Genomic DNA, 25392 nt, shown 5'->3' on the forward strand with positions numbered 1-25392 from the left:
ATAACTAAACACTATATTTGCGGGTTGAAAATTTTAGCAAAAAGCATTTCATGAAGTTTGATTTAGTAGTAACTGATAATAGTTCAAGTGCCAGAGCCGGTTTAATGCAAACCGACCACGGTACAATTGAAACCCCGATTTTTATGCCTGTAGGTACGGCAGGAACGGTTAAAGCCGTTCATCAACGCGAATTAAAAGATGATATAGAGGCACAGATTATTTTAGGTAATACCTACCACTTATACCTGCGTCCGGGTTTGGACACCATACAAAAGGCAGGTGGTTTACATAAATTTAATGGATGGGAACACCCGATACTAACTGATAGCGGTGGTTACCAGGTATACTCCTTATCTGATATCAGAAAGATCAAAGAAGAAGGCGCTACATTTCAATCGCATATCGACGGATCAAAGCATTTGTTCACTCCTGAAAATGTAATGGATATACAGCGTGTGATTGGAGCTGATATTATAATGGCATTTGATGAATGTACTCCTTATCCATGCGAATATACCTATGCACGCAAATCAATGGAAATGACTCATCGGTGGCTTAAGCGCTGCTGCGATCGTTTTGATAGTACAGAAGGTTTATATGGATATAATCAGACACTTTTCCCGATTGTTCAAGGAAGTACCTTTAAAGATCTCCGTAAACAATCTGCAGAAACGATTGCTTCTTTTGAACGTGAAGGAAATGCGATCGGTGGTTTATCAGTAGGTGAACCGGCTCCGGAGATGTATGAAATGACAGAACTGGTATGTAATATTTTACCAAAGGCCAAACCTCGTTACTTAATGGGTGTGGGTACGCCAATGAATATTTTAGAGTGTATAGCATTAGGTGTTGACATGTTTGATTGTGTGATGCCTACTCGTAATGCCCGTAATGGTATGTTGTTTACCCAACACGGTATCATCAATATTAAGAATGAAAAGTGGAAGAACGATTTTTCGCCGATAGATGAAACCAGCGACCTGTATGCTGACCAGGTTTATACAAAAGCTTATTTAAGGCATTTATTGCAATCTAAGGAGATTTTAGGTGCGCAAATCGCAACCTTACATAATTTGCATTTTTATTTGTGGTTAGTAAAAGAAGCTAGAAAACATATTATTCAAGGAGATTTTATTCAATGGAAGAATAAAATGGTTGTTGATATGGGAAAAAGATTATAAATTTGAATATTCATTTATTGAATCTGTTTTCAATATTTGAATATTCAAATTATGAATACAGATTTTGAATTTAGCCATTTAAGGGTTGCCCGGGAGCAATTAGGTTTAACACAAAAAGAGGCTGCTAATGCCTCTGGAATTAGCCAAAGGGACATTTCACAGCTGGAATCGGGGCTTAAGAAGTTCTTTCCGCTTGAATACATCCTATTTTTGAATATTAATAACGTAAATTTGAATATTCTGTTTTCGAATAATTTGAATATTCAAAATTTGATTCAAGATAGATTAGGTAGTATTCGCTCCATTGATCCTGTTTCTATTCAATTTGACTATTCAATATTCAAAAAAGCTAGAGAAAAGGCCGGTTTTACCCAAAAACAGGCTTCAGATAGATCCGGCCTCTCCCAACGTGATATTTCACAGTTAGAGGCCGGTTTAAAGAAGTTTATTCCATTCCAATTCATTAGCTACCTTATTCTTATCAAGGCTGATTTGAATGAAATATTCAAGTATTCAACGAATATTGCTTCTACTCCTGTTTCCAGTACGATTAACGACCAATCTTTACCCAAAAAGCCTGATTTTCCGGTTAAAAACAAAGCCCCTGAGAATAGCTTATTTGACAGTACTCCTGCCATTGGTAAGGAATATTCTACGCATAAAGCCTCTGAAAATTCACCTGAATCAACCATTGAAATATCGGAAAGTAAGGTCCAACCAGTCAATATTTTAACCACTGAAAATATACAGGTAAAAGAACCGGAAATTACTCCTGAAATTCCAGTAAAAGCGGCTACTGTTAAATCCAGTATTGCCGACACTCCTCCTGCTATTAAAAAGAGTAAAACTGCGAATGGAATTGCTGTGGTAAATAAACATGTAGTCAAAGGCTATATCCAACAATTGGATAAAAGAGATTTTATCGGTTCTCTACCTGAATTATCAATTCCGGGACTAGAAGCTGGCGATTTTAGAGCTTTTGAAATTACTGGCCGTGAAATGGAACCTTTATTTTTTGAAGGCGACCTTGTAATAGGAGTTAAATTGGATGACTTTAACGAGATTAAGAACAATCACTTATACATCATCGTAAACGACAAAAGAATCATTATTCGCCGGATTATCAATTGTATTAAGGCTTCGGCTGAACTAATATTGCTCACCGATAACGAAACCGTTGCAAATGAGGTGCAGAAAATAGCTGCAGTGAAGGAAGTTTGGGAATTTAACTTAAAAATTACGGCTTCAGTTGATCAGTTGAAAAACAGCTTTAATGAGCTCTATTTCCAACTTTTAAAGATTCAAAAAGATCTGGATATCATAAAAAGCAAGCTTTAGCCTAAATCAATTAGCGTTAAATCATTAACCTTTGTGAAATGCATCGGTATAATTCATGATTAACTATTAAATTTGCCACTTGCCAAAATTTTGATCTCTTTTGAAAAGTATTATCAATAAATTCAAGAAACTGCTGAATATCACTAAACTGGATGAGCATATCATCAAAAAGTTTTTGGGTACATTCTTTTTCGGCCTTGCCATTTTTATCATCATTATTGTAATTTTCGATATTTCGGAAAAGCTTGACGACTTTTTAAAGGGAAGTGCAACTTTCAAACAAATCGTGCTCGACTATTATGTGAACTTCGTTTTGTTTTATGTGAGTGTATTAAGTCCTGTGGTTATTTTTCTCGCGGTGATCTTCTTTACGGCTAAAATGGCTAATAACACAGAAATTGTTCCTATTCTGAGCAGTGGAGTTAGTTATTTCCGCTTTTTGTATCCCTATTTTATTACGGCTGCATTTCTTGCTGTTGTCAGCTTTATTGCCAATGCTTACATTATTCCACCTTCTACTCGCACAAAACTAGATTTTGAACACACCTATATTCATACAAAATATGAATACAAAGGTCAAAACAGGCATTTTAAGCTGGATGAGCACAGTTACGCATATATCCAGAGTTATAACATTAAGGATAACAGCGGTTATAAATTCACTTTAGAAAAGTTTAAAGGCGATACACTTTATTACAAGCTTGTTGCCAACCGAATTGCCTGGGATACTACCAAAAAAGAATGGAAAATTGAAAATTACTCCATCAGACACAATAATGGCTTAAAAGAAAGAATGGAAGGCGGAGACAAGCTTTTCATGAAATTAAACCTAAGTACCCGCGATTTCGAAAAACAAGATGATACACGCGGCTCTATGACATTGCCTCAATTAAACCGTCAGATTGAATTAGAGGAACTCAGAGGCACAGGAAACGTATCCAAATACGAAATGGACCGCTGGAGAATACTTACAACACCTGTTTCAATTTTTATTTTAGTGGTGATGGCTGTAACCCTATCGTCGAAAAAAGTAAGAGGGGGTGTTGGTTTACCATTAGGAATTGGCATTGGCTGTTCTTTTGCCTATATCATTTTGATGCAGTTTGCTGAAATATTCTCTACCAAGGGAGATTTGCCTACATATATCGCGGCTTGGGTACCGCACATTATTTTCGGTTCATTAGCTATATATCTTTACAAAATTGCTCCTAAATAACAATTTATTCAAACTCCATTTTACGGTGTTAATTTGGGGTTTCACTGCCATTTTAGGCAAGCTGATATCAGTTTCTGCGTTATCATTGGTTTGGTATCGGGTAATTATTGCTGCTGTAGCGCTGTTAATTTTCATTGTACTAAAGAAAAAAAGCTTTAAGGTAAAAAGAAGCGATCTGTTTCAGTTAGTTTCTGTAGGAATTCTGGTTACCCTCCATTGGATTATGTTTTTTCATTCCATTAAAATCTCCACAGTTTCTGTAGCCTTGGTCTGTTTATCTTCTCAAACGCTGTTCACAGGTATTCTGGAGCCAATTTTCATGAAAACTAAAATCTCTGCATTGGATATTATCACCGGTATTCTGATCGTTGTAGGGATTACATTTATTTTCCATTTTGAAGGTCAATACACATGGGGAATCATTTACGGCTTATTGGCTTCATTATTGGCCTGTATTTTTAATATTCTGAATGCAAAACTGGTAAAACGTGAAGATCCGGTGGTGATTAGCTTTTATGAATTAGGTGGAGGCTGGATCGGATTAAGTATATTTTTATTAGCTACTGGTCATTTTACTAATCCCGCAAATTTAGCATTGTCAAATGCTGATATTATTTACTTGTTGTTGCTAGGCATTGTTTGTACCGCATTTGCCTATGTTGTAGGTATTGCTGTTATGAAAGAACTTACTGCTTATACGGTTGCACTGGTAACTAATCTGGAGCCTGTATACGGCGTGATCCTGGCTTTACTCATCTTTAAAGACAAGGAAACGATGACTATGGGCTTTTATATTGGGGCCGCTATCGTAATTGCTGCGGTTGTGCTCTACCCTTTTGCCAAACGACGTATAGACGCTTATAAGGAAGCTAAACTGGGGATTAACGTTTAAAGTATAACCGCTAAGGTGCTAAGACGCAAAGTTTTATAGAAAGGCTGTCCACTTGAAGGATGGCCTTTTTTTGTGGATATATATGAGGGAAAAGGTATAACCGCTAAGGCGCAAAGTTTTATAGTAAGGCTGTCCATTATGGGATAGCTTTTTTGTGGGTGAATAGGTAAGAAAACGGGTAAAGATCGACGGAGATAATTCAAGACTGTCAGAGAAAATGTTGAAGAAAATAAATAGTCCCCGAATGGATTAGATTAATTTGAATTCGTTAGAATGATTAAAGAACGTACCCGTAAATATCTAATAATTAGATCGCTGGCTTGTAAAAAAGCTATCCCCCTAGTGGACAACCTTCTATAAAACTTTGCGTCTTGGTGCCTTTGTGTGCTACTAACTTTATTTCTCAGCACGCTTATACCCTGCCTTAAAAATGAAATCATCTTCTGCTTTCAAAAATCTTTGCGACTCAGCGCCTTTGCGGTTATATTCAAAAAAAATACAGTATTTTAGGTTTCGAAAATTGAATTTATATCAAAAAATATTTGATAATAAAAATCAATAAATCAACTACTTAAGTATATTATTTACCGTAATACTTTACATAAAAAAGCGATCGAAACTAACATATTTAGCAAAACACTGAAAATGAGGCATTTATACAGGTTTAAATATTTATTTATCAGCATATTAACAACACTTATATTAACAAATGCTTCACTTGCTGTTTTTGGGCAAGTTTTTGACAATGGTCAGAACCCTCCCAGCCTAAAATGGAAACAAATCAAAACAGAAAACTACCAGGTGATCTTCCCTTCCGGGTTTGAGAAGGAAGCTGAACGGACTGCAAATGTGTTAGAACATTTATATAATTATGTCGGACGATCGCTAAAAACCAAAAGCCGTAAAATTTCAATCATTCTTCAAAACCAATCGGTATCTAGCAATGGTTTTGTAACACTAGCTCCCCGACACTCCGAGTTTTACACTACACCACCACAAGATTTAGAACCTAACGACTGGATTAATAGTCTGGCTGTACATGAACTTCGACATGTGGTTCAAATTGATAAAACTACATCCGGTATTAATATTCCTTTAATTGAAGAAATTCAGTTTGCCGTTTTTGGAGGAGTATTTCCGATTTGGTTCATTGAAGGAGATGCCGTAGTTACCGAAACCGTATTGAGTAGCTCGGGTCGTGGTCGCTTGCCCGATTGGGAAAAAGAATTCAGGGCAAACACATTATCAGGTGCTAAATACAGTTATTCTAAATATTATTTCGGGTCGTTAAAAGATAATATTCCTGACTACTATAGACTAGGCTATTTTATGTCGGCAAAAATGCGTCGGGATTACGGAGATTCTGTGTATAATGCTTTATTTACCAGGGCTAAAAACAAATTTTATATTCCCTGGCCATTTTCCAATTCATTACGTCATTTTACAGGATACAGTACTAATCAATTTTTTCATCAAGCGGTTGCTGACCTAAAAAACAACTGGCAAAAGCAGTTAACTGATACCAAATCGATCACTTACAATCCGATTAATATCCGAAAAAACTCCGTTTCTACAGATTATGAACTGCCGAAGGCGCTTGATTCCAATGAAATCATTTGTCTAAAAAAGGGCTTGGCGGATGTTGCATCTTTTGTAAAAATTGATAAAAACGGACATGAAAAGAAGATGCTAACAATAGGCCCGCAGTTAACACCTCACTTTGATTTAAAAAATAATACACTTGTTTGGGATGAAATCAGGTATGACCCGCGCTTTCAGTACCACACTTACTCGGTTATTTGTACCTACAATCTTACTTCGAAAACCTTTAAGCAACTCACCAAACAGTCGAAATATTTTTCTCCTGCACTATCCTCAAATGGCAAAACTATAGCTGCTGTAAAAATTTCTGAAGCCAACAATTTCAATATTGTGCTACTAAATGCGGAGACTGGTGAAGAGATAAAAACACTGGAAAACGCTGCTAACTACTTTCTGCAAACGCCCTCTTTTAATGCAAATGGGGATCAATTAGTTTACGCAGTTTCTTCTAACCTTGGGAGAAATATTGCTGTTTATGACCTTACTGAAAATAGAGAAAAGCTATTGTTAACATGGGATTTCAAGCAGTCGTTGCGCCCTGTTTTCTTTGGAGAAAAGATTATTTATCATTCTTCCTATAACGGTATCGATAATATTTATTGTTTCGATACTGCTTCAAAAACGAATAGTCAGCTTACCAATGCAGGCATCGGTGTTTACAATCCATCAATTGACCAATACAATCAGCGTATACTATTTAATGATTTTGTAAAAACCGGACTTAACATTTCTGCTATACCTACGGGTGAAACTACAGCCATTAATCCGGAAAAGACGCCATCTGAATTTATTCAATATTACAAGCCCATGATTGCCAGAGAACAGGGTAAATCCATTCTGGACAGCTTTCCGTCATTATCTTATAAAATAACACCCTATAAAGAAGCCTCACATTTAATTAACTTTCACAGCTTAAGTCCATACACCCAAGCGGGCGAAAACGACAACTACACGGCTGGAATTAGCCTTAAATCCAACAACCTGTTAAATACAATGGGAATTACCCTTGGCTACTCTTATGATCAGTCGGTTAAATCAGGTGAATACAATGCCAGCATTGCTTACAAAAAGTTCTTCCCGATCTTCTCATTAAATTATAATAATCGTAAAAGGACTGCTGTTTTTGACACCCTGATCAATAACAAGGAGACATTCCGGGAGTTTTCATTCAGAGAAAACAAGTTCGATTTTAGTGTTTCAATTCCACTGTCATTCTATAAATCGAATTACAATTACAGTGTTGGATTCACCTCGGAGATTAGTTATATATCCAGATATGATATTAATGGAGGACCTAAAAATTTAGTTAAAACCATCAATTTTCCTATTGATAATACACTCTATTTTTACAGGACTGCCCGCAGAAGTGCACGTGATATTAATCCGAAATGGGGTGAGCAAATTAGCATAAGGTATAATTCGTTACCCTTCGACGACCAGTTAGATGGATCGATATTTACTGTAGAAAGTAGCTTTTTCTTTCCCGGATTATTTAAGCATCATTCATTTTTAGCTTCGTTTAACTATCAGCATAACACTGGCATTTATCAAAGTGCCGTAGAAATTCCTGAAGTATCTGGCGCCGGTAATATCAGCAGAACTTCTCCATTAGAGAGTACTTTACTGTTAAGATACCGGTTTCCGTTATTTTATCCAGACTGGGAGCTGAGTCGTTTTGCCTACATAAAACGTTTTAAAGGAGGATTCTTTGCTGATGCAGAAAACATCACCTCTTCAGGAGAATTTAAGTCATATGGAGTGGAATTGCGTGCAGATTGTAACCTATTGCGCTATTATCTGCCAAATTATGATATCGGCACCAAGGTGATTTTCTTTACAGATAAGGGTATTAATTCACCTGTTTTTCAGTTAATATTTAACTTTACACTATAATAATGAGAATAGCGATTGGAAAGTTGAGCATTTATACTTGAATATTTTTGAATGAATCTTAACTCTTATGCCTAAATCTCAATTGTAACTAATAAATTAGCCTATATAATAACTACCACATGAGCTTTAAAACGATCTTTATTATTGTTGTAACGATTTTACTGACAGTAATCTTTATGCAGAATACTAGTGATGTCAACGTCAGAATTTTAATGTGGGACGTTAGAGTATCCTTTATTTTGTTGATGGCGTCAATGGCAATTCTGTGTTTTTTGATGGGATATTTTGCGGCTTACCGCCAAAGAAAAATCACCAACACAACGTTGAACGCTCCAAATAATGAGAAAAATTTGAGCGACGAAGATAAAAGCTATCTTCAATAGACATAATTATTTAGCAGTATTAGCAAACAGAAGGGGCTTCATTTATCTAAAATGAAGCCCCTTAATATCTAGATTATTTTTCCACTTTAGCGTGGTCTGCTAAATCGGATTCTCTTTTAATAATATCTGCAATACTGGTTTCGAGTAAGATTTTCAATGTAGCGTCCCTTACATCTTTTGCCACATCCCTGATACCACAGGTAATCTCGTCTTTACATTCCTCACAACGCTCATAAAAATTTAAGCTCACGCAAGGAAGCATCGCAATTGGCCCGTCAACGATACGAATAATAGCAGAAAGGCTTATTTCTTCGGCTGGCTTTAACATATAATAGCCACCTCCCGCGCCTTTTTTGCTGCTTACAAAACCATTATGCTTTAACTCCAAAAGAATTGCCTCAAGGAATTTTTTGGGCAGCTGCTCGTTTTTAGCGATATCAGCAATAAGCATAGGGTTATTCGTTTCATTCTTAGCCAGAGCCACCAATGCTTTAATAGCGTATTTAGTCTTTTTGGATAACAATTTATTCTTAGTTAAGTAAGTTAAAAGTGCAAATTAACCAAATGTAACCCAAAATTGAAAAAATACCAAACCTATTAATTTAGTAGCCTGTTTTTAAATGATTTAATGAAATGAACTATTTTAAGGTGGAGTTAACCTTTCGGGTTGCTTGGGAAGGATAGGATTGAAAGGGATTTTCTATTCTGAGGATTTTCTATAGTACTTATAGGTATGAACTGGTGTTAATCAGTTCATACCTATTAAGCCTGTAATTTCATTAAATATATTTACCTACCATCATAATGATAATGCGTAGTGAAACGAGAATTACGATAATTCCCACTGCCAGCATAATAGTTTTAACAGGTAATTTACTTGATAAACGAGCCGCAATTGGTGCTGCAATTGAACCACCTATAATTAATCCGGCAATAACCTGGAAGTGATTTAAGCCTAAAACAAGAATAAAAGTAACTGAACTCGCGAATGATACAAAAAACTCTGTAAGATTAACAGATCCAATCGTATAACGCGCATGACGACCACTTGCAATAAGTGTTGAAGTAACAATAGGTCCCCAGCCGCCACCGCCAACAGAATCCAGAAAACCTCCAATACCGGCTAACCAACCTATTCTTTTCAGCTTCTTCTTAACGATGCGTTTCTTAATCACTTTACGGATAATCACAATACCTAAAATAAGCGTATAAGTAGCCACTAAAGGTTTCATATAGTCTGCATATTCTTGCAATGAAGACAAAATATACGCTCCCATAATAGCACCTAATACCCCTGGAATTACCAGTGTTTTAAACAGTTTCGTATTTACGTTACCAAATTTAAGGTGACTGATACCGGAAACTCCGGTTGTAAAGATCTCGGATGCATGCACACTGGCACTTGCAGCTGCCGGAGTAATTCCGAACGACATTAAGAACGTAGTTGCGCTAACCCCATAGGCCATTCCTAGGGCCCCATCGATCATTTGTGCGATAAAACCTCCAATAATGAAAATGAAAATTTCGGAAGTTACATGGCTGCTTAACCAGCCTTCTGCCACAGTATAATTATCAATAGTGGCATATTTTCCAGCAAGAAAACCTAAAATTGTTAAGCCAACTGCAGAAAAAATATACGTTAAAAGATTAACAATTTTACGGCGTTTCTTAGTTTCAGGTTCAGTTTTAACTGCTAAAACTGACGTAATATCGTTTAACTGACGCACTTTATCCGCAAAATCTCCATCGAGTTTCTTCCGGATAACTTCCATATTATTAAGTACATCGTCAATTTCATATGGAAACGCATCATTAAGCACTTCTTTTACACGTTTTGCAATGGTTGGTGATTTACCATTCGTGGAAATTGCTAATTTCAGATTACCTTTTTGAACTACTGAACTCAGGTAGAAATCACAAATATCAGGAGTATCAGCAACGTTTACCAGGATATGGCGTTCAGTACAAATCTTCTGAATTTCGGCGCTTGCGTTCCGATCATTCACCGAAACAATAACTAAATCAATATCCTCCAAATCAGTGGCATCAAACGCTTTTTGCTCATAACTAATCTCGTATTCATCCAAAAATTCTTTCACTTCAGGATTAAACTCTTTAGCTACAACCTCAATATTAGCATCGGGACTATTGCTGATCACTGCACGCAGCTTTTCAAGTGCAACATTTCCGCCGCCAACGATTAGCGTATTCAGCTTTTCCAACTTCAAAAAGACTGGAAAAAGATTATTTCTTTCACGGTCGTGACCTAAATACGGATGGTGCACAACCGTTGAATCGGGTTGGTCGTTTTTCTCAAGCTCTACTAATTCTTCCATCAATTTTCTTTCTTAAGTGACGCTAGTTGTTCAAATAAATATGAATTGCGACCCAACCGAACCACCTCGCCTATAACGATAATGGCCGGATTAGCCAGATTCTGATCTTTTGCCATATCAACCATTGTTTCAACAGTTGCGTAACCTGCCTTCTCTTCCGGAAGTGACCCATTCTGAATAATAGCAACAGGTGTTTCACTTTTGCCATTCACCAAAAAAGCATGCGCAATTTCCGCCAATTTATTCATTCCCATCAGAATAATAACCGTGGCTGAAGATTGAGCAGCATGGTGAATATCTTTAGAAAGTTCGCCGGATGCAGTTGTTCCGGTAACTACCCAAAAACTTTCATTGGTTCCTCGGGCAGTAACTGGTATCTTTTGTAATTCAGGAACTGAATAAAAAGAAGAAATACCAGGAACAACAGCTGTTTCAACACCGAATGCTTCAGCATAATCGATTTCTTCGTATCCACGTCCAAAAATAAACGGATCCCCACCTTTTAAGCGAACAACATGACCTTTTTGTAGCGCTTTTTTAACAATTAGCTGATTTATTTCTTCTTGCTTCATTGAATGCTTACCAGCACGTTTTCCTACAGAGATCAATTCAGCTTGTTTTGAAGCATATTTTAATAACTCTTCATTCGCTAAAGCGTCAAACAACACTACATCAGCATCAGCCAAAGCTTTTAACCCCTTGATGGTTAACAGATCCGGATCACCAGGACCTGCACCTACCAAGGTAAGTTTAGGTTGTATATGTTTATTGTTAATCTGCATTTTATTGTCCTTTAAAACGTAGAACCATTAAGCTAAAGCAGCTTCTCTGTAAGTTTTAATCAATTGAGTAAAACCACGAGCCTGATCCAAATAATAGGCTGCAAAATCTGCCGTAGGTTCATCTTTATTGATTTGGTAAACCAATTCCTCAAACGAAACAGGCAATTTTACTTTTTCACTCTGAACAAAATTCAAATCAAAGTCCTTGATAATTCCACTTTGAGTATTTGTTTTGATGCCTTCTGAAGTCAAAATAGCCTTAGCCGTGTTAATGAATGAAGTATATGCATAGTAAATACTATCTGCATACTCTGCTTTTTCAAAAGCCTCCTGCGCATTGGCTGTTTTTTCCTCCGACTCAAGCAGCAATGTAGCTACTAAGTCAATCGTAACACCCGCACATTCACCGACACCTATTGCCTGAACATAAGGAGCTGTTTGTCCCCAGTCGATAAAATCATCATCAGTGATCTTATCCATATCCGTCAGCGGATTTAACAAATCATAGAAATAAATTTTACCCTGACGCTGATAATAGCTAAGGAAATACTCACCTTCGTTTCTATTCTCCTGATAATCATTCAACAGCAATCTCAATACATCCGGACCACGTTTGCTAGGCACTTTAATCACTTTATCTGCAACAGCACCTGCTCCGTCACCTAAAACACCGCCACCGATAAGTACCTGTAATGCAGGTAAAACCAGTTTATCTTTTTTCATGCTAGAACCGTGGAAACCAATAGCTGCCATCGCATGTTGTCCACATGAATTGATACAGCCAGAAATTTTAATGGAAATATCATTACCGTAGATAAACTCCGGATATTCATCATAAATCACTTTTTCCAACTCACGGGTAATATCTGTGGAGTTAGAAATTCCCAAGTTACAGGTATCTGTACCAGGGCAAGAAGTAATATCAGCTGTACTTTCAAAGCCGATTTCGGCTAAACCGATTTCATTCAGTTTTTGAAACAAATAAGGAAGATGAACAGCAGGTACATACTTCAAAAGTATCCCCTGTGTATTCGTCAATCTTATTTCATCGGCTGTTAATTCGTTAATTATTTGAATAAGCTGACGTGCGACAGGAGTTTTGATATCTCCATTCGCAATTTTCAACCCTACAGAAAAATAGCCTGTCTGTTTTTGCTGAAACACATTGGTAGTTAACCATTTGTCATACTTCTGCCAATCAGAAAGCTCAAAATCAGGCAATTCAATAATTGCGGGAGGTTGAAGTTCTGAGGTTACAGTACCATCGATTTCATACACTTTATATTTTAAAGCAAGACGCTCTTCTTCAACTAATTTTAAAAACCCGTCTAAACCTACATCTTGTAGCAAATATTTCATCCTTGCTTTATGACGTTTAGTACGTTCGCCATAACGATCAAAAACACGTAATACCGCTTCAGAAAAAGGAATAATCTGATTAATAGGCAAAAATTCAAATGCTACTTCAGCTAAATAAGGTTGCGAACCCAATCCTCCTGCAAGCATCACTTTAAAACCTCTTTCCTCTTTACCATTTACCACTCTTATTTTAGGAATGAAACCCAAATCGTGCATAAAAGTGTAAGCAGTATCTGATTCAGAAGATGAAAAGGCAATTTTTACCTTTCTGCCCATCTCCTGGCACACAGGATTGCGTAAGAAATATTCAAATGCAGCCTGTGCATATGGAGAAACATCGAACAATTCTTTAGGATCAATTCCTGCCGTTGCAGAAGCTGTAACATTACGTACGGTATTACCACATGCTTCACGCAAAGTAATATCATCCCGTTCTAGCTCAGCCCATAATTCGGGTGTACGATCCAGGCTCACATAGTGGATCTGTATATCCTGACGTGTAGTAATGTGCAGATTACCACGAGAATATTCATCCGAAACCTGACAAATGCGCTCCAATTGTTGCGTAGTAACCTTACCATACGGTAATTTAATACGCACCATTTGCACACCTTGTTGACGCTGGCCGTATATGCCGCGTGCAAGTCGCAGACTACGAAACTTTTCCTCGTCAATTTTCCCGTCGCGATATAATCGGATCTTACGTTCCAATTCAATTATATCACGCTCTACGACTGGGTTCTCAAGTTCTGTCCTGAAGCTTTGCATATTGTATTTATATAGTCTATGGATTTACTGGATTATTATGCAATTATAAGACCTTTATTTTAAGAATCAAAACAAAATGTAGCAATGTTACAGTAAAATGATGTAAAAAATATCAATTTATCAAATAACAATCATATTTATTGCCATTTAAGCAACAAATGAGTATTATTCTTCTTTTAATTAGTAATATCAATAAAAAGAAATTTTCAGAAAATTTTGTAGCAAAAAGAGTTCAGCAGTAAAAAATACTGTGCATTTAGGAAGGAAAGATGTGAGAATATTTTTATAGCGTCAGTAGATTAACCACTACAATTGTTAGAATTCCGCCTAATAAAAGGAGATGACGTTCATCAAATGTAAACTTAAATTCTATTACAATCTCTTCGCCTTTTTTAAAAGCCTCAACAGCTTCTTTAATCTTTTTCATACCTCCTTTTACGATGGTGAAAAGGAAAAGTTGTCATTTTATTGTAACATAAACAACTGTAATACAATACAGTGTAAAATCCATTGAGTGAAAGAAGGCGTAATGGAAATCTCTTTCTTCATTACGCCTATTATCAACCAATCGTAATTAATTACGCTCTAAGTAATTAAGAACATCTTTTAGTTAGCTAACTGCTAATAGCTATCAGCTATATTTTTTTTATTTATTCAGTAGTCCATCAAACGTTATCGCAACATAATACACTCCACCCAAAGTAGGTCCTCCGGCATATTGAATATAGTTTCTGTTGAACAAGTTAGTTCCCCCAACTTTCACACTGGCTTTTGCCTGAGGAATTGCCAATGATACCTGTGCATCGAATGTATGAATAGCATCAACAGTTCCGGTTACAAGCGGACTTTCCCACAAGAATGATTGTTGCCATTTATAGATAATACTAAAACCCACATTTTTAACCACTTCCCTATTACCAAATGAAACATTTCCAGACCATTCAGGCGTATTAAAGCCGGTTACAAAAATGTCTGAAGTTTCATTAGCCTTCATTTTATTGAAGCTTACATTACCGCCAACAGTGTAGCGTTTGTAGAAGTTGTAGGTAATTCCAAGCGCAGAACCATAGTTGCGGTAGGTATTTTTAGCATTGGTATAAACACGGTAACGATCTTGTCCCTTGCTTGCTGCGTTCCCTCCTGTTCCCGGATTTGGATCGCGATTACGGTCAACCATCGCAATTACAGCAGCATCAGAACCAACAGTTTCTCCTTTTGGAACGTAAACCTGTACTTGCCCTAAAAAGCCAGTGTAATCATTGGTATAAGCATCCACATCAACAACCAGTTTATTATTGAACAAGATGCTTTTATAACCAACTTCAAATGAATTGATACGCTCAGGGCCCGCATCAGGAAGGTTTGCCACCTTTAATAAATCTCTGTTAGCTAATGCAGCAGCATCCGTATTGCCAGCAGCTTTAACGGCTGCGTTAAAATTAACAACTGAAGCTTGTGTATAGCTGTTATCCAGGTATCCAAGTCCTTCGTTAATGTACGGAAGACTACCAACACGTTTTACACGACCGTTATTTACATAAGAAAGTGCCTCAAACAATGCAGGGAAACGATAACCTTGCTGGAAGGTTACACGGAAATTATGTTTTTCAGAAAGCGTATAAACCGCTGCAATACGAGGAGTTAATTTTGGATCGAATTCAGGATTATAATCCATACGAACAGAACCAAATAATTTCAGTTTTTCCTGAAAGAAAGTCTTGGTAACCTGTGCGAAACCACCAAACTTCTTGTAAGAAACATCATTACCAAAGGTTCCGTCAGCTAATGGCTTATTACGATCTTCAATTGGTCTTGAAAAATCCACAAAATTGTTTCCATCTGGAATAATGTCATAAATACGGGCATCAGCACCAATCAACAAATCAAAATATTTAACTTGTTTTGAAAGATCCCATTGGCCTTCAACATTATACAAACGGCTTTTTTGAACCAAAGCAGCACCACCTGTTTCCGGAGCATCCGGAATAGTTGCAGATTTAATGTCCCAGTTATTGATACCAATGATAGTGTTTTTCAAATCCTGAAAGGCTTGTGTTCCAGGTTGCACACGACTTGCATCTGCTGCCTGCCGAGCGAATTGTGTAGCAGCCGCAAGATTTTCTGAGGTAAGTGCACCACCATGATCAATACCATAAGTGTTTAAAGCCGTTTTAAATTTCGCGGCCCATGCTGTACCGCTACCTCCACTATACAAATCCATATTATCAGCTAATGGCTTCACATTAAATGAATCTCCGGTATCTTCTAACGACATATAACCACGGATCAGGAAATTACTTCCTTTTAATTCTACTTTATGATTCTGAACAATCACATTATCTAATTGAATTTTATTTCCGCGCTGAAAAACTCCGTCCATCTTTCCAAAACGATAAGAATATGAGGCTTCCAGATTATCTGTAATACGATAATGTAATGCTGCGTCAAATTTTAAGTTATCAACGTTAGGGCTTACCAAGTCTTTTTCCCAGTAACCAGTGCGGGCAACAGTAAGTGTTTGATTAGGTTTACCATCAATAGTTAATCCTGTTAATGACACTGTATTACTTCCAGCCAAAGCATCATCTCCATACTTATTCCAGCCATCAAATACAGCATTATTAGCACCATCAAGAGCAGGATAAGCGGGATTGGCCGTTTTTAAGTTATTAGGATTTTGATCAAGGCGAGTATCTGAAAGCCAATCCGTGCCTTTCATGTAGCTAAAGTTCACTTTAAACGCCCATTTATTATTAAACGCTTTAGCATAACGAAGAGCAGTTTCCGTAAGATTGCTTACATCCCTTCCTGTTCCCTCAATATGATTGATACCATTTCTACTATAAACACTTAATCCCTGGTAAACAAACGGACTTTTAGTCAATAGGTTAGACATACCATTAATGGCATTCATGCCGTATAATGCAGAAGCTGCACCGGGAGTGATTTCAACGCTTGCAATATCTAACTCTGTTGGACCGATAGCATTACCAAGCGGAACACCTAATGTAGCTGCTTGCATATCAACACCGTCCACCAGTTGCATAAAGCGAAAGTTATTAGGAATGTTAAATCCGCGTGTATTGGGCACTTTGAATGTTAAGCTAGAAGTGGTCATTTGTACTCCTTTAACGTTTTCTAAGGCATCGTAAAAAGTAGGAGCCGGAGATTGTTTGATCGCTCTTATATCCAGTTTTTCAATTGCCACAGGCGATTTTAAAATACTTTCTTCTACTCTGGAAGCAGTAACCACCACCTCATTTGCCTGTATATTAATGCTTGAAAGGTTTAAAGCGATGGATTGATTAATATCCTTCACCTCAAACTCCTGGCTCTGAAAACCCACTAAAAACACTTGCAACACAAAAGGAAGTTTCTGACGTGTTTTTAATTCAAATCGTCCGTCGTTATTAGTTGACGTACCTGAATTGGTTCCCTTTACCCTTACTGATACACCACTTAATGCTTCGTGGGAATCTTTATCTTTAATGGTACCACTTATCAATATTGCATCTTGTGCTAGTAACCTCAACGAAAAGGTCAAAAGGATAGCTATTAGTAATGATTTTTTCATTCTATTAAGTATTAGTTGGTTGAATAATAAATAGTTGTAATTAGTAATACCTGAAATAGGTATTACCTTTTATCGCTTGTTTTAGCAACAACAATCATAGAGCTGTAGTGCTGTCGATTTGCTTTTCATTTGTATTCTATTAGGTTGATTTGGAAGAAAGATTGAGCGTAGCTTTCTTCTTAATTAAAAGTTAACAAGACAAATATATATAAATCCTACAGATTAAGTAGATTATTTTAAAAAAAATTTAGGGTATTTAATAAAACACCCTAAAAAACGCTTTTTTAGCCTTTATGGCGATTATTTTATTTATTATTTAAGAGGTTCATTACTTTAAGTTTATCGGCAATTAAAAGTAAAACGAATATTGTAAGGGAAAGTACGAGTGAAATAAATACAATAATTGCAAAGTATTTAATTGTCCACTCTAATGACACTTTCACTCTGTGAAACAGGCCGATTTTCTTTTCAGTTGCTCCTTCATAGAGTGAGAGTTTGACTGTACAAAATTCATTTTCAGAATCAAAATTACCTAACTCAACCCCAAGTTCCTGAAGCTTCTCTTCTGTTTCTAATATCTTATCATTCAACGCTATAAAATCAGTTATTTCTCCCCCTCTGGATTTCAGCTCATTTAATGATTGTAACGTTTTCTCAATTGAAACTTTCTTTGCATTTAGTTGCCTGTACTCGTTTGTTTTATCGACTTTGGTAATTTCCTTTGTCTTAACAAGTCCAATTTTCTGAATATCAACATAAAAACTATCAAATTTTGCTGGATTAACTCCAATGACTAAATGAAGTTGCCTGTTCCCCTGCTGCCCCACATTCTGTTCGTATTGAATAACAGCACTGTACGATTTGGTTTTGCCTTTAATTAGTTTATCATCTTTTTCAAATTCAGAAGATTTTGTTTTTATAGAGGCCGTTTTTTCAAACTTTTGATTGGTCGATAAAGATGGAACTGCCTGATAATTAGCCCCTTTAATTAAAATCTTTTCTGAAGCATAGTTCTTTCTAAGGTTTTCAATGCTGCTAAAAAAATCTTCACTGTAATTATTGTTATAATTAACAGATCCCCCTGCAACATATCCATAAATCAACCTAAAAATAAAAAGGAGAATAAAAACAGCTCCAAACCATTTACTTATTCTCCAAAATTGCGTTTTAAAATTGGGCATAATGTTTTAATGCTTTAAATATTAACTATCAAACATAACAATTACTTATTATGTATAAAAGTTATTTAAAGCTTCGAAACTTCTAATGCTTGTTTAATATCTTTCAGAATATCGTCGATATGCTCTAAACCAATAGACACCCTAACAGTTCCCTGATTGATGCCAACCTGTTGACGTTCAGCTTCGGTTAACTTTGAATGCGTACTTGATGCCGGATGCGTTGCAATTGAGCGCGTATCTCCTAAGTTTGCTGAGATAGAAAACATTTTTAATGCATCCATAAACTTACTTGCGCGATCATAACCTCCTTTAACCACAAAGGTTACAATGCCCCCTCCCGCTCTCATTTGTTTTTTAGCAATTTCATATTGAGGGTGAGATTTTAATAATGGATATTTAACCAACTCAATCTCCGGGTTAGCTTCCAAAAACTCGGCTACCTTAAGTGCATTATCACAGTGGCGGTCCATGCGGACAGCTAATGTTTCAAGGCTTTTCGAAAGCATCCATGCATTGAACGGCGACATAGCCGGACCTGAATGGCGGGCGAATCCCTCTATTTCAGCAATCAATTTTTGACTTCCCAGTATTAAACCGCCTAAGGTGCGACCCTGACCGTCGATATATTTTGTAGCAGAGTGAATAGAAAGATCTGCTCCATATTTGATAGGTTGTTGCAGATAAGGTGTTGCAAAACAATTATCTACCACTAAAATAGCATTGTGTTTTTTCGCAAATTTACCCAACCATTCCAAGTCGATAATATCGATTCCCGGATTAGAGGGTGTCTCCACAAAAATCATTTTCGTAGTTGGCTGAATAAGGTTTTCCCATTCTTCCGGTTTATCCAAATCAGCATAGGTTGATGTTACCCCCCATTTAGGAAATACATTTACCAATAACTGATGAGTTGAACCAAACACCGAACGGCTCGACAAAACATGGTCGCCGGACTTTAAGAAAGCAGCGAAAGTGGTGAAAATAGCTGCCATACCTGTTGAAGTTGCCCATCCTGTTTCAGAACCTTCCAAAATGGCCATTTTTTCAATCAATTCAGAAGTATTTGGATTTGAATAACGACTGTAGATATTTCCTTCCCGTTCATTTGCAAAAAGCGCGCGCATATCTTCCGCGTCATCAAATTTATAGCTTGAAGTTAGGTAGATAGGTGCTGAATGCTCTTTTGCCCCTGAGCGTTCTGTTTGAATACGAATAGCGTTGGTTTCGAAATTTGACATTCTGTTAGATTAAATTTTAGAATTTGAAATATAGGATGAGAGATTTGAGACATCACGGTAGGTAACATCGCCAAAATTCCTTAATAAATTTAATTGTAAATTCATGATCCTGTAATTTTTATAGTTCCCAATAAACTCAATTATTTGGGCAGGATTTGGCACCTTTCCGTATGCGGCGGTTGCCAGAGGGTCTTAGAGCCTGTTCTCTCGCCTCTTCTTTATAAGAACTACAGTAACTTAGTGGAATGCTAAGGAGTAATTCAAAGTGGCTGCAAATATAGGATTTAGATTTGAGATGTGAGATATTAGATTTGAGAAAAATTTCAATCTAAATTTGAGATTTGAGATATGGTATCTGAGAAAATCCATCTGACATAACCTCGTATTTGAATATAAATATGGGATTTGGAAAATCTATCTTATTAAGAAATCTCAAATTCCATATCCCATATCTCACATCTAATTAAGCTTATAAGTATAGCTTAATTTAGCTGTTTTACCTAAAATCTGAGCTACTGAGCAGTATTTATCGTAGGTAAGAGCCAAAGCTCTTTCGATCTTTTCTGTATTTAAGTCTCCGAAGAAATGATATTCAACATTGATCACTTCAAACAATGAAGGAATTTCTCCATCTACACGTTTGGCGTCAATGCTGATTTTAAGGTCTTTTAACGGTTCTTTTTGCTTTGTAAGTATCGAGATAACATCAATAGCGCTACATCCTCCTAAACCCGCTAAAAGCGTTTCCATCGGACGAAAACCTTTGTTCTCTCCTCCTATTGACGGATTTGCATCTATATTTACAACATTTCCCTGCTCGTTTACAGCTTCGAAATGGTAAGCGTTGTTTTTACGTTCCAGTTTAATATTCATTCTTTGATCCTGATTTAAGTTCTACAGCTTTGAAATTCGAGGCACCTAAATTATCAATAATATTAGATTTGAGATGTGGGATTTGAGACTCTTATCTATTAATAGCTTATCCTATCTCTATCTAATTGTTAATATGAGCTGAAGGATTAGTACATACTTAAAGTCTATCTCATATCTAATATCTCAAATCTACCCCTTTACAAAATTACTCCGGCAGCAACTGTATTTTTTGTGCCTTCATCTATAATAATAAAGGAACCGTTCGCTTTGTTTTGTTCGTAAGCATCAAAAAATAACGGTTGTGCAGTTTTGATCTGAACTTGTGCAATATCATTCAGCTTCAACTGCTTACGTTCAGTATCTTTTTCCAATGTACTTGTATTTACTATGAAGTCGACATCGCGAAGCATTGATTTTACACGATTATTACTGTGCTGAATAATATATTTTCCTCCCTGAACTGAAGGTGTTGTATCCATCCAACAAACCTGGGCTGTAAATTCTTTGTCGGCTTTTGGCTGATTACCAACCTTGGCAATTAAATTCCCACGGGTAATATCAATCTCGTCTTCAAGCAAAAATGTTACTGCATTTTTAACCTCTGCAGTTTGCAGATCGCCATCAAATGTGGTGATTTGCTTGATTTTCGATGTTAATCCCGACGGGAATGCAATTACTTCATCACCCACACTGAATTTTCCACTCGCCACACGACCTGCATATCCTCTGAAATCGTGATATTCTTCTGAATGCGGACGAATTACATACTGAACAGGGAAACGAGCATCGTTCGTATTTTCATCTTTGTTAACTTCAACATTTTCAAGGTATTCAAGCAATGTCGGGCCTGTATACCAATTCATTGTTTCTGAACGATTCACAATGTTATCTCCCTTAAGCGACGAGGCCGGAATAAAGGTTAGGTTTTGATGTAAACGGTCAAACCCTTTTACGAATTGTTCAAATTCAATGCGGATATTATTGAATGCATCTTCTGAATAATCAACCAAATCCATTTTGTTTACACAAACCACCACTTCAGGGATTTGCAATAGATTGGCAATAAAGAAATGGCGGTGCGTTTGTTCAATTACACCTTTCCGAGCGTCAATAAGTATGATAGAAAGCTGAGAATTGGATGAACCGGTAACCATATTTCGGGTATACTCAACGTGTCCTGGGGTATCAGCAATGATGAATTTGCGTTTATCTGTATTGAAATAGATATGTGCTACATCAATGGTAATTCCCTGCTCACGTTCAGCACTTAGTCCATCTGTAAGTAATGATAAATCTAAATAATCAAAACCTTTGCGTTTACTAGCCGCCTCAACCGCCTGAATTTGGTCGGTAGTAAGCGAGTTTGTATCATATAATAAACGACCGATTAAGGTACTTTTACCATCATCTACACTTCCTGCGGTCGAAAATTTGAGTAGTTCCATGTTGTTTTTTGGGATTACACTGATTGTTGAAAAGATTTACTCCGATTTTTTTAAAGGTCGATAGACCATAGTCCATAGACCATAGTTTTTTGTCGCTATAAAAGCAAATCTATTGACCATAGTCTATTGTCCATGGACTAAAAATACCCCGCCAATTTGCGTTTCTCCATAGCTGCTTCGGAGCGTTTATCGTCGAAACGGGCTCCGCGTTCAGATATGGTTGAGGCTTTGATTTCTGTGATGATATCGTCTACGTTATCAGCTGTTGATAATACAGCTGCTGTACAGCTCATATCGCCTACTGTGCGGAAGCGAACATCCGTTTCGTATACTTCTTCTCCATCCATATTGATGTAAGGAGAGTGAGGAAATATTAAGCCATCGCGTTCAAACACTTCACGCTTATGAGTGAAATAGATGCTTGGCAAATCCATATTTTCTTGTTTGATGTAACTCCAAACGTCTAATTCGGTCCAGTTGCTGATGGGGAAAACACGAACATTTTCTCCAAAATTGATCATACCATTTAAATGATTCCAGATTTCCGGACGCTGACGTTTAGGATCCCATTGTCCGAAGTCGTCACGAACAGAGAATATACGTTCTTTAGCACGTGCTTTTTCTTCATCACGACGAGCACCACCTATACATGCATCAAACTTATTTTTTTCAATAGTTTCGAGCAAAGTAACCGTTTGCAAAGCATTTCTGCTGGCATATTTACCGGTTTCTTCCGCTACTTTCTTCTGATCGATACTATCCTGAACAGAGCCTACGATTAACTGAGCACCAACTTTGTTGACTAACCAATCGCGAAAATCAATCGTCTCCTGGAAGTTATGACCAGTATCAATATGAACCAATGGAAAAGGGAATTTAGCCGGAAAGAAAGCTTTACGAGCCAAATGCACCAATGTGATAGAATCTTTTCCACCTGAAAACAATAAAGCAGGACGTTCAAACTGCGCCGCAACCTCACGTAAAATGTAAATCGACTCTTCTTCTAATGTTTTTAAATGGTTGTTCATAACTGAAAGTTATTTGTTAATAGATCATGGTTCATAGTTCATAGAACAATACACCATGAAAAGTTATTATAAGTTATTGGCTATGAACAATTATCTATTGGCAACGTTATTTGTTAATAGATCATGGTTCACAGAACAATACCTGAAAAATTACTATAAGTTATTGGCCATGAACCATTAACTATGAACTAATCGCATCTTAGCTACTATGCAATCCGCATTCTTTTTTCGACTCTTCCCACCACCAACGACCGGCCCGAGGGTCTTCTCCCGGTTCTATCGCACGTGTACAAGGGGCGCAGCCAATACTTACAAAACCCTTATCGTGCATAAAGTTGTAAGGAACACTGTTTTTCTTGATGTATTCACGAACGTCATCTTCTGTCCACAATAAAATCGGATTAAACTTTATTAAATTAAAGCTTGCATCGTATTCAAACAGATTAAAACCTTTACGATTCTCTGATTGGTCGGCCCGAATACCTGTTATCCAGAGTTCAGCACCCGCTAACGCTTTTTTTAAGGGCTCAATTTTTCTGATTCGGCAACATTCCTTGCGGTTCTCTACAGATTCATAAAAAGAATTAATACCCTTTGTTTTTACAAATTCCTGAATCTCATCCTGATTTGGATAAAAGGGAGTAATTGGAAATTTGTACCTTGCTACTGTTCTGGAATACACTTCGTACGTTTCATTGAACAAGCGTCCAGTATCTAGCGTAAAAACCTTTATATCAGATTTTGCACGAAAAATTGCATCGGTAATCACCTGATCTTCCATGCCAAAAGAGGTAGAGAACACAGCTTTTTGCGGAAAACGCTCGGCCACAAATGCCAGCGATTCTGCTAAACCTAACCCTTCTACTTCTTTCTGAAGCTGTTCTGTTAACTCGTTATGCATATATCCTATCGGCTTAGTAGTTTAATTGCAAAAGTATTAAAAAAATCATTCCAAACAACATCTGTTTACAATAATAGTCACTCATATTTAAAAAAATACTACAAAAACACCTATTTACTGCACTATTAACAACAATAATTACTTAAAAATGAAAATTTAATAATAGAATTTATTCCGATTCAGGACTATAGTGTACCAAATAAAACACAAAAGCGTCCCGGCTTTCGCCGGAACGCAGACACACTAACAATTGAGGTAGATGATTTAACGATATTTTTAATTCAACGTGAATTTTATAGGCAAGCTAAACTGCACTTTTACAGGGCGACCATTTTGTTTACCGGGAGTGAATTTTAACAACCTTACAACACGCATAGCTTCTTCATCACATCCTACGCCTATGCCTCTTAAAATTGACACTTTATTCACACTTCCATCCCGATCAACCACAAACTGTACAATTACAGAACCTTGAACATTATTTTCAACGGCTTGTGATGGATAACGCAAGTTGCGACCAATAAACTTGAACATCTTTTGCATTCCACCTTCATATTCAGGCATTTGTTCTACACTAACAAATTCCTTGTCGGCCGTTCCTTCAACAGCTCCTTCCGATCCTCCATTACCATTGCTATTATTATCTGCAATTGGCAATGATTTAGCATTAGGATCTCCATCCGGATTTTCAACTGTTTCGCTACCCCCTACTTTATCCTTCATCTCATCACGAGTTTGCACCACATCCTTCTCGGTTACCTTATTATCCTCCACAATTCGCATCTCAGTATCTTTGACAGTAGATATAGGAGGTAATTCCTCTGCCTTTTTAGGTGTTTCTAACTTTTCAGGCTCATCAGGCACAATCATAATTTTTTCACCATCTGTTAGGTCGGTTACAATTGTGATCACATCAGGAGCTTCATCAGCTTTCGAACTAAACACTAGTGCCGACAATCCTAAAACCACTAAAGTACCCACGGAAACAAATAATGACTTTCGCATGGTTTTGTCGTAGCGAGCCCTCAATTGATAAGCTCCATACTCCTTGTGGCGGTTCTCAAATACAATTTCGGTTAAATCGTTGTTGTTGATAAATGGGTTCTTCATGGCTATAAGAATTTAAATTTCTATTAAGATGCGGCCATGAATAAAATTCCATAAGGCAGAAGAAAAATATTTTACATTTAGGAATAAAAACAGATTAATATATTGTAAATCAGTCAGAAATAAATCGATTATTTTTTTTCAGAAGCGAATTTGAAATGAAAAATTGGATCAACTGGAAAAGTTGGGAAGACAAAAGGAGAGAATTTCATCCTTAAGAAGAAAACTTCATAGAGGTCTAACCTTAAATAGAAATAAAAAGATTTGAAAAGTTAACTCCGGATGGAGTGAAACT

19 protein-coding genes and 1 riboswitch are annotated in these 25392 nt (G+C 36.8%); of the genes, 6 read left to right on the forward strand and 13 right to left on the reverse strand.

Features of this window, described 5'->3' with window-relative positions:
• Positions 1-50 precede the first annotated feature (50 nt).
• The 6 genes from tgt (at position 51) to SOLCA_RS11140 (ending at position 8505) form a co-directional block, all read left to right on the forward strand.
• The gene (gene tgt, locus SOLCA_RS11115) at positions 51-1181 is read left to right on the forward strand and encodes a tRNA guanosine(34) transglycosylase Tgt (protein WP_014680541.1); all 1131 of its coding nucleotides are present in this window, start codon (positions 51-53) and stop codon (positions 1179-1181) included.
• Between the two features lie 51 nt (positions 1182-1232).
• The gene (locus SOLCA_RS11120; protein ID WP_014680542.1) at positions 1233-2519 is read left to right on the forward strand and encodes a helix-turn-helix transcriptional regulator; all 1287 of its coding nucleotides are present in this window, start codon (positions 1233-1235) and stop codon (positions 2517-2519) included.
• A 100-nt stretch (positions 2520-2619) separates the two neighbouring features.
• Entirely contained in the window at positions 2620-3735 is a 1116-nt protein-coding gene (locus SOLCA_RS11125; RefSeq protein ID WP_014680543.1) for an LptF/LptG family permease, read from the forward strand.
• The gene (locus SOLCA_RS11130; protein WP_014680544.1) at positions 3722-4627 is read left to right on the forward strand and encodes a DMT family transporter; all 906 of its coding nucleotides are present in this window, start codon (positions 3722-3724) and stop codon (positions 4625-4627) included. Before SOLCA_RS11125 ends, SOLCA_RS11130 begins: the two co-directional genes overlap by 14 nt.
• A gap of 645 nt (positions 4628-5272) precedes the next feature.
• Positions 5273-8122, forward strand: coding sequence for a TolB family protein (locus tag SOLCA_RS11135; RefSeq protein ID WP_014680545.1), 2850 nt, complete (start codon positions 5273-5275; stop codon positions 8120-8122).
• 119 nt (positions 8123-8241) lie between these two features.
• Positions 8242-8505, forward strand: coding sequence for a hypothetical protein (locus SOLCA_RS11140; protein WP_014680546.1), 264 nt, complete (start codon positions 8242-8244; stop codon positions 8503-8505).
• A gap of 73 nt (positions 8506-8578) precedes the next feature.
• Here SOLCA_RS11140 and SOLCA_RS11145 read toward each other — a convergent pair whose 3' ends face one another.
• The 13 genes from SOLCA_RS11145 to SOLCA_RS11200 all read right to left on the reverse strand — a co-directional run bounded on the left by SOLCA_RS11145 (position 8579) and on the right by SOLCA_RS11200 (position 25100).
• A complete protein-coding gene (locus SOLCA_RS11145; protein WP_014680547.1) occupies positions 8579-9028 on the reverse strand; it encodes an RrF2 family transcriptional regulator in 450 nt (149 codons plus the stop codon).
• Between the two features lie 256 nt (positions 9029-9284).
• The gene (locus SOLCA_RS11150; protein WP_014680548.1) at positions 9285-10841 is read right to left on the reverse strand and encodes a TSUP family transporter; all 1557 of its coding nucleotides are present in this window, start codon (positions 10839-10841) and stop codon (positions 9285-9287) included.
• Positions 10841-11623, reverse strand: a complete 783-nt coding sequence (gene cobA, locus SOLCA_RS11155) for a uroporphyrinogen-III C-methyltransferase (RefSeq protein WP_014680549.1) — start codon at positions 11621-11623, stop codon at positions 10841-10843. The genes SOLCA_RS11150 and cobA overlap by 1 nt, the downstream gene beginning before the upstream one ends.
• Before the next feature lie 27 nt (positions 11624-11650).
• Complete coding sequence (locus SOLCA_RS11160; protein WP_014680550.1) at positions 11651-13750, reverse strand: HEPN domain-containing protein; 2100 nt, start codon at positions 13748-13750, stop codon at positions 11651-11653.
• Between the two features lie 283 nt (positions 13751-14033).
• Positions 14034-14177 carry a hypothetical protein gene (locus SOLCA_RS23155; RefSeq protein WP_014680551.1) on the reverse strand — a complete coding sequence of 48 codons (144 nt, stop codon included), beginning with the start codon at positions 14175-14177 and terminating at the stop codon, positions 14034-14036.
• 219 nt (positions 14178-14396) lie between these two features.
• Positions 14397-17324 carry a TonB-dependent receptor gene (locus tag SOLCA_RS11165; RefSeq protein ID WP_014680552.1) on the reverse strand — a complete coding sequence of 976 codons (2928 nt, stop codon included), beginning with the start codon at positions 17322-17324 and terminating at the stop codon, positions 14397-14399.
• Between the two features lie 305 nt (positions 17325-17629).
• A complete protein-coding gene (locus SOLCA_RS11170; RefSeq protein ID WP_014680553.1) occupies positions 17630-18505 on the reverse strand; it encodes a DUF4349 domain-containing protein in 876 nt (291 codons plus the stop codon).
• A 65-nt stretch (positions 18506-18570) separates the two neighbouring features.
• Positions 18571-19743 carry a trans-sulfuration enzyme family protein gene (locus tag SOLCA_RS11175; RefSeq protein WP_014680554.1) on the reverse strand — a complete coding sequence of 391 codons (1173 nt, stop codon included), beginning with the start codon at positions 19741-19743 and terminating at the stop codon, positions 18571-18573.
• 115 nt (positions 19744-19858) lie between these two features.
• Positions 19859-19970, reverse strand: a riboswitch (SAM riboswitch).
• A gap of 232 nt (positions 19971-20202) precedes the next feature.
• Complete coding sequence (locus tag SOLCA_RS11180) at positions 20203-20616, reverse strand: OsmC family protein (RefSeq protein WP_014680555.1); 414 nt, start codon at positions 20614-20616, stop codon at positions 20203-20205.
• A 197-nt stretch (positions 20617-20813) separates the two neighbouring features.
• Complete coding sequence (locus SOLCA_RS11185; protein WP_014680556.1) at positions 20814-22061, reverse strand: sulfate adenylyltransferase subunit 1; 1248 nt, start codon at positions 22059-22061, stop codon at positions 20814-20816.
• Positions 22062-22198: 137 nt separating this feature from the next.
• Positions 22199-23089: a sulfate adenylyltransferase subunit CysD gene (cysD, locus tag SOLCA_RS11190; protein WP_014680557.1), complete on the reverse strand. Its 891-nt coding sequence runs from the start codon at positions 23087-23089 to the stop codon at positions 22199-22201.
• A gap of 199 nt (positions 23090-23288) precedes the next feature.
• Positions 23289-23990, reverse strand: a complete 702-nt coding sequence (locus tag SOLCA_RS11195) for a phosphoadenylyl-sulfate reductase (protein WP_014680558.1) — start codon at positions 23988-23990, stop codon at positions 23289-23291.
• 276 nt (positions 23991-24266) lie between these two features.
• The gene (locus SOLCA_RS11200) at positions 24267-25100 is read right to left on the reverse strand and encodes an energy transducer TonB (RefSeq protein ID WP_014680559.1); all 834 of its coding nucleotides are present in this window, start codon (positions 25098-25100) and stop codon (positions 24267-24269) included.
• Positions 25101-25392: the final 292 nt, after the last annotated feature.

This window comes from Solitalea canadensis DSM 3403, assembly GCF_000242635.2.
In the GTDB taxonomy this organism is placed as follows: Bacteria; Bacteroidota; Bacteroidia; order Sphingobacteriales; family Sphingobacteriaceae; genus Solitalea; species Solitalea canadensis.

What these genes read in the sequence shown, in the direction of transcription:
- cobA (WP_014680549.1), bottom strand. Translation starts at nt 11,623, where the DNA reads ATGCAGATTAACAATAAACATATACAACCTAAACTTACCTTGGTAGGT.
- SOLCA_RS11150 (WP_014680548.1), bottom strand. Translation starts at nt 10,841, where the DNA reads ATGGAAGAATTAGTAGAGCTTGAGAAAAACGACCAACCCGATTCAACG.
- SOLCA_RS11165 (WP_014680552.1), bottom strand. Translation starts at nt 17,324, where the DNA reads ATGAAAAAATCATTACTAATAGCTATCCTTTTGACCTTTTCGTTGAGG.
- SOLCA_RS11195 (WP_014680558.1), bottom strand. Translation starts at nt 23,990, where the DNA reads ATGCATAACGAGTTAACAGAACAGCTTCAGAAAGAAGTAGAAGGGTTA.
- SOLCA_RS11140 (WP_014680546.1), top strand. Translation starts at nt 8,242, where the DNA reads ATGAGCTTTAAAACGATCTTTATTATTGTTGTAACGATTTTACTGACA.
- tgt (WP_014680541.1), top strand. Translation starts at nt 51, where the DNA reads ATGAAGTTTGATTTAGTAGTAACTGATAATAGTTCAAGTGCCAGAGCC.
- SOLCA_RS11120 (WP_014680542.1), top strand. Translation starts at nt 1,233, where the DNA reads ATGAATACAGATTTTGAATTTAGCCATTTAAGGGTTGCCCGGGAGCAA.
- SOLCA_RS11160 (WP_014680550.1), bottom strand. Translation starts at nt 13,750, where the DNA reads ATGCAAAGCTTCAGGACAGAACTTGAGAACCCAGTCGTAGAGCGTGAT.
- SOLCA_RS11135 (WP_014680545.1), top strand. Translation starts at nt 5,273, where the DNA reads ATGAGGCATTTATACAGGTTTAAATATTTATTTATCAGCATATTAACA.
- SOLCA_RS11170 (WP_014680553.1), bottom strand. Translation starts at nt 18,505, where the DNA reads ATGCCCAATTTTAAAACGCAATTTTGGAGAATAAGTAAATGGTTTGGA.
- cysD (WP_014680557.1), bottom strand. Translation starts at nt 23,089, where the DNA reads ATGAACAACCATTTAAAAACATTAGAAGAAGAGTCGATTTACATTTTA.
- SOLCA_RS23155 (WP_014680551.1), bottom strand. Translation starts at nt 14,177, where the DNA reads ATGAAAAAGATTAAAGAAGCTGTTGAGGCTTTTAAAAAAGGCGAAGAG.
- SOLCA_RS11180 (WP_014680555.1), bottom strand. Translation starts at nt 20,616, where the DNA reads ATGAATATTAAACTGGAACGTAAAAACAACGCTTACCATTTCGAAGCT.
- SOLCA_RS11185 (WP_014680556.1), bottom strand. Translation starts at nt 22,061, where the DNA reads ATGGAACTACTCAAATTTTCGACCGCAGGAAGTGTAGATGATGGTAAA.
- SOLCA_RS11175 (WP_014680554.1), bottom strand. Translation starts at nt 19,743, where the DNA reads ATGTCAAATTTCGAAACCAACGCTATTCGTATTCAAACAGAACGCTCA.
- SOLCA_RS11200 (WP_014680559.1), bottom strand. Translation starts at nt 25,100, where the DNA reads ATGAAGAACCCATTTATCAACAACAACGATTTAACCGAAATTGTATTT.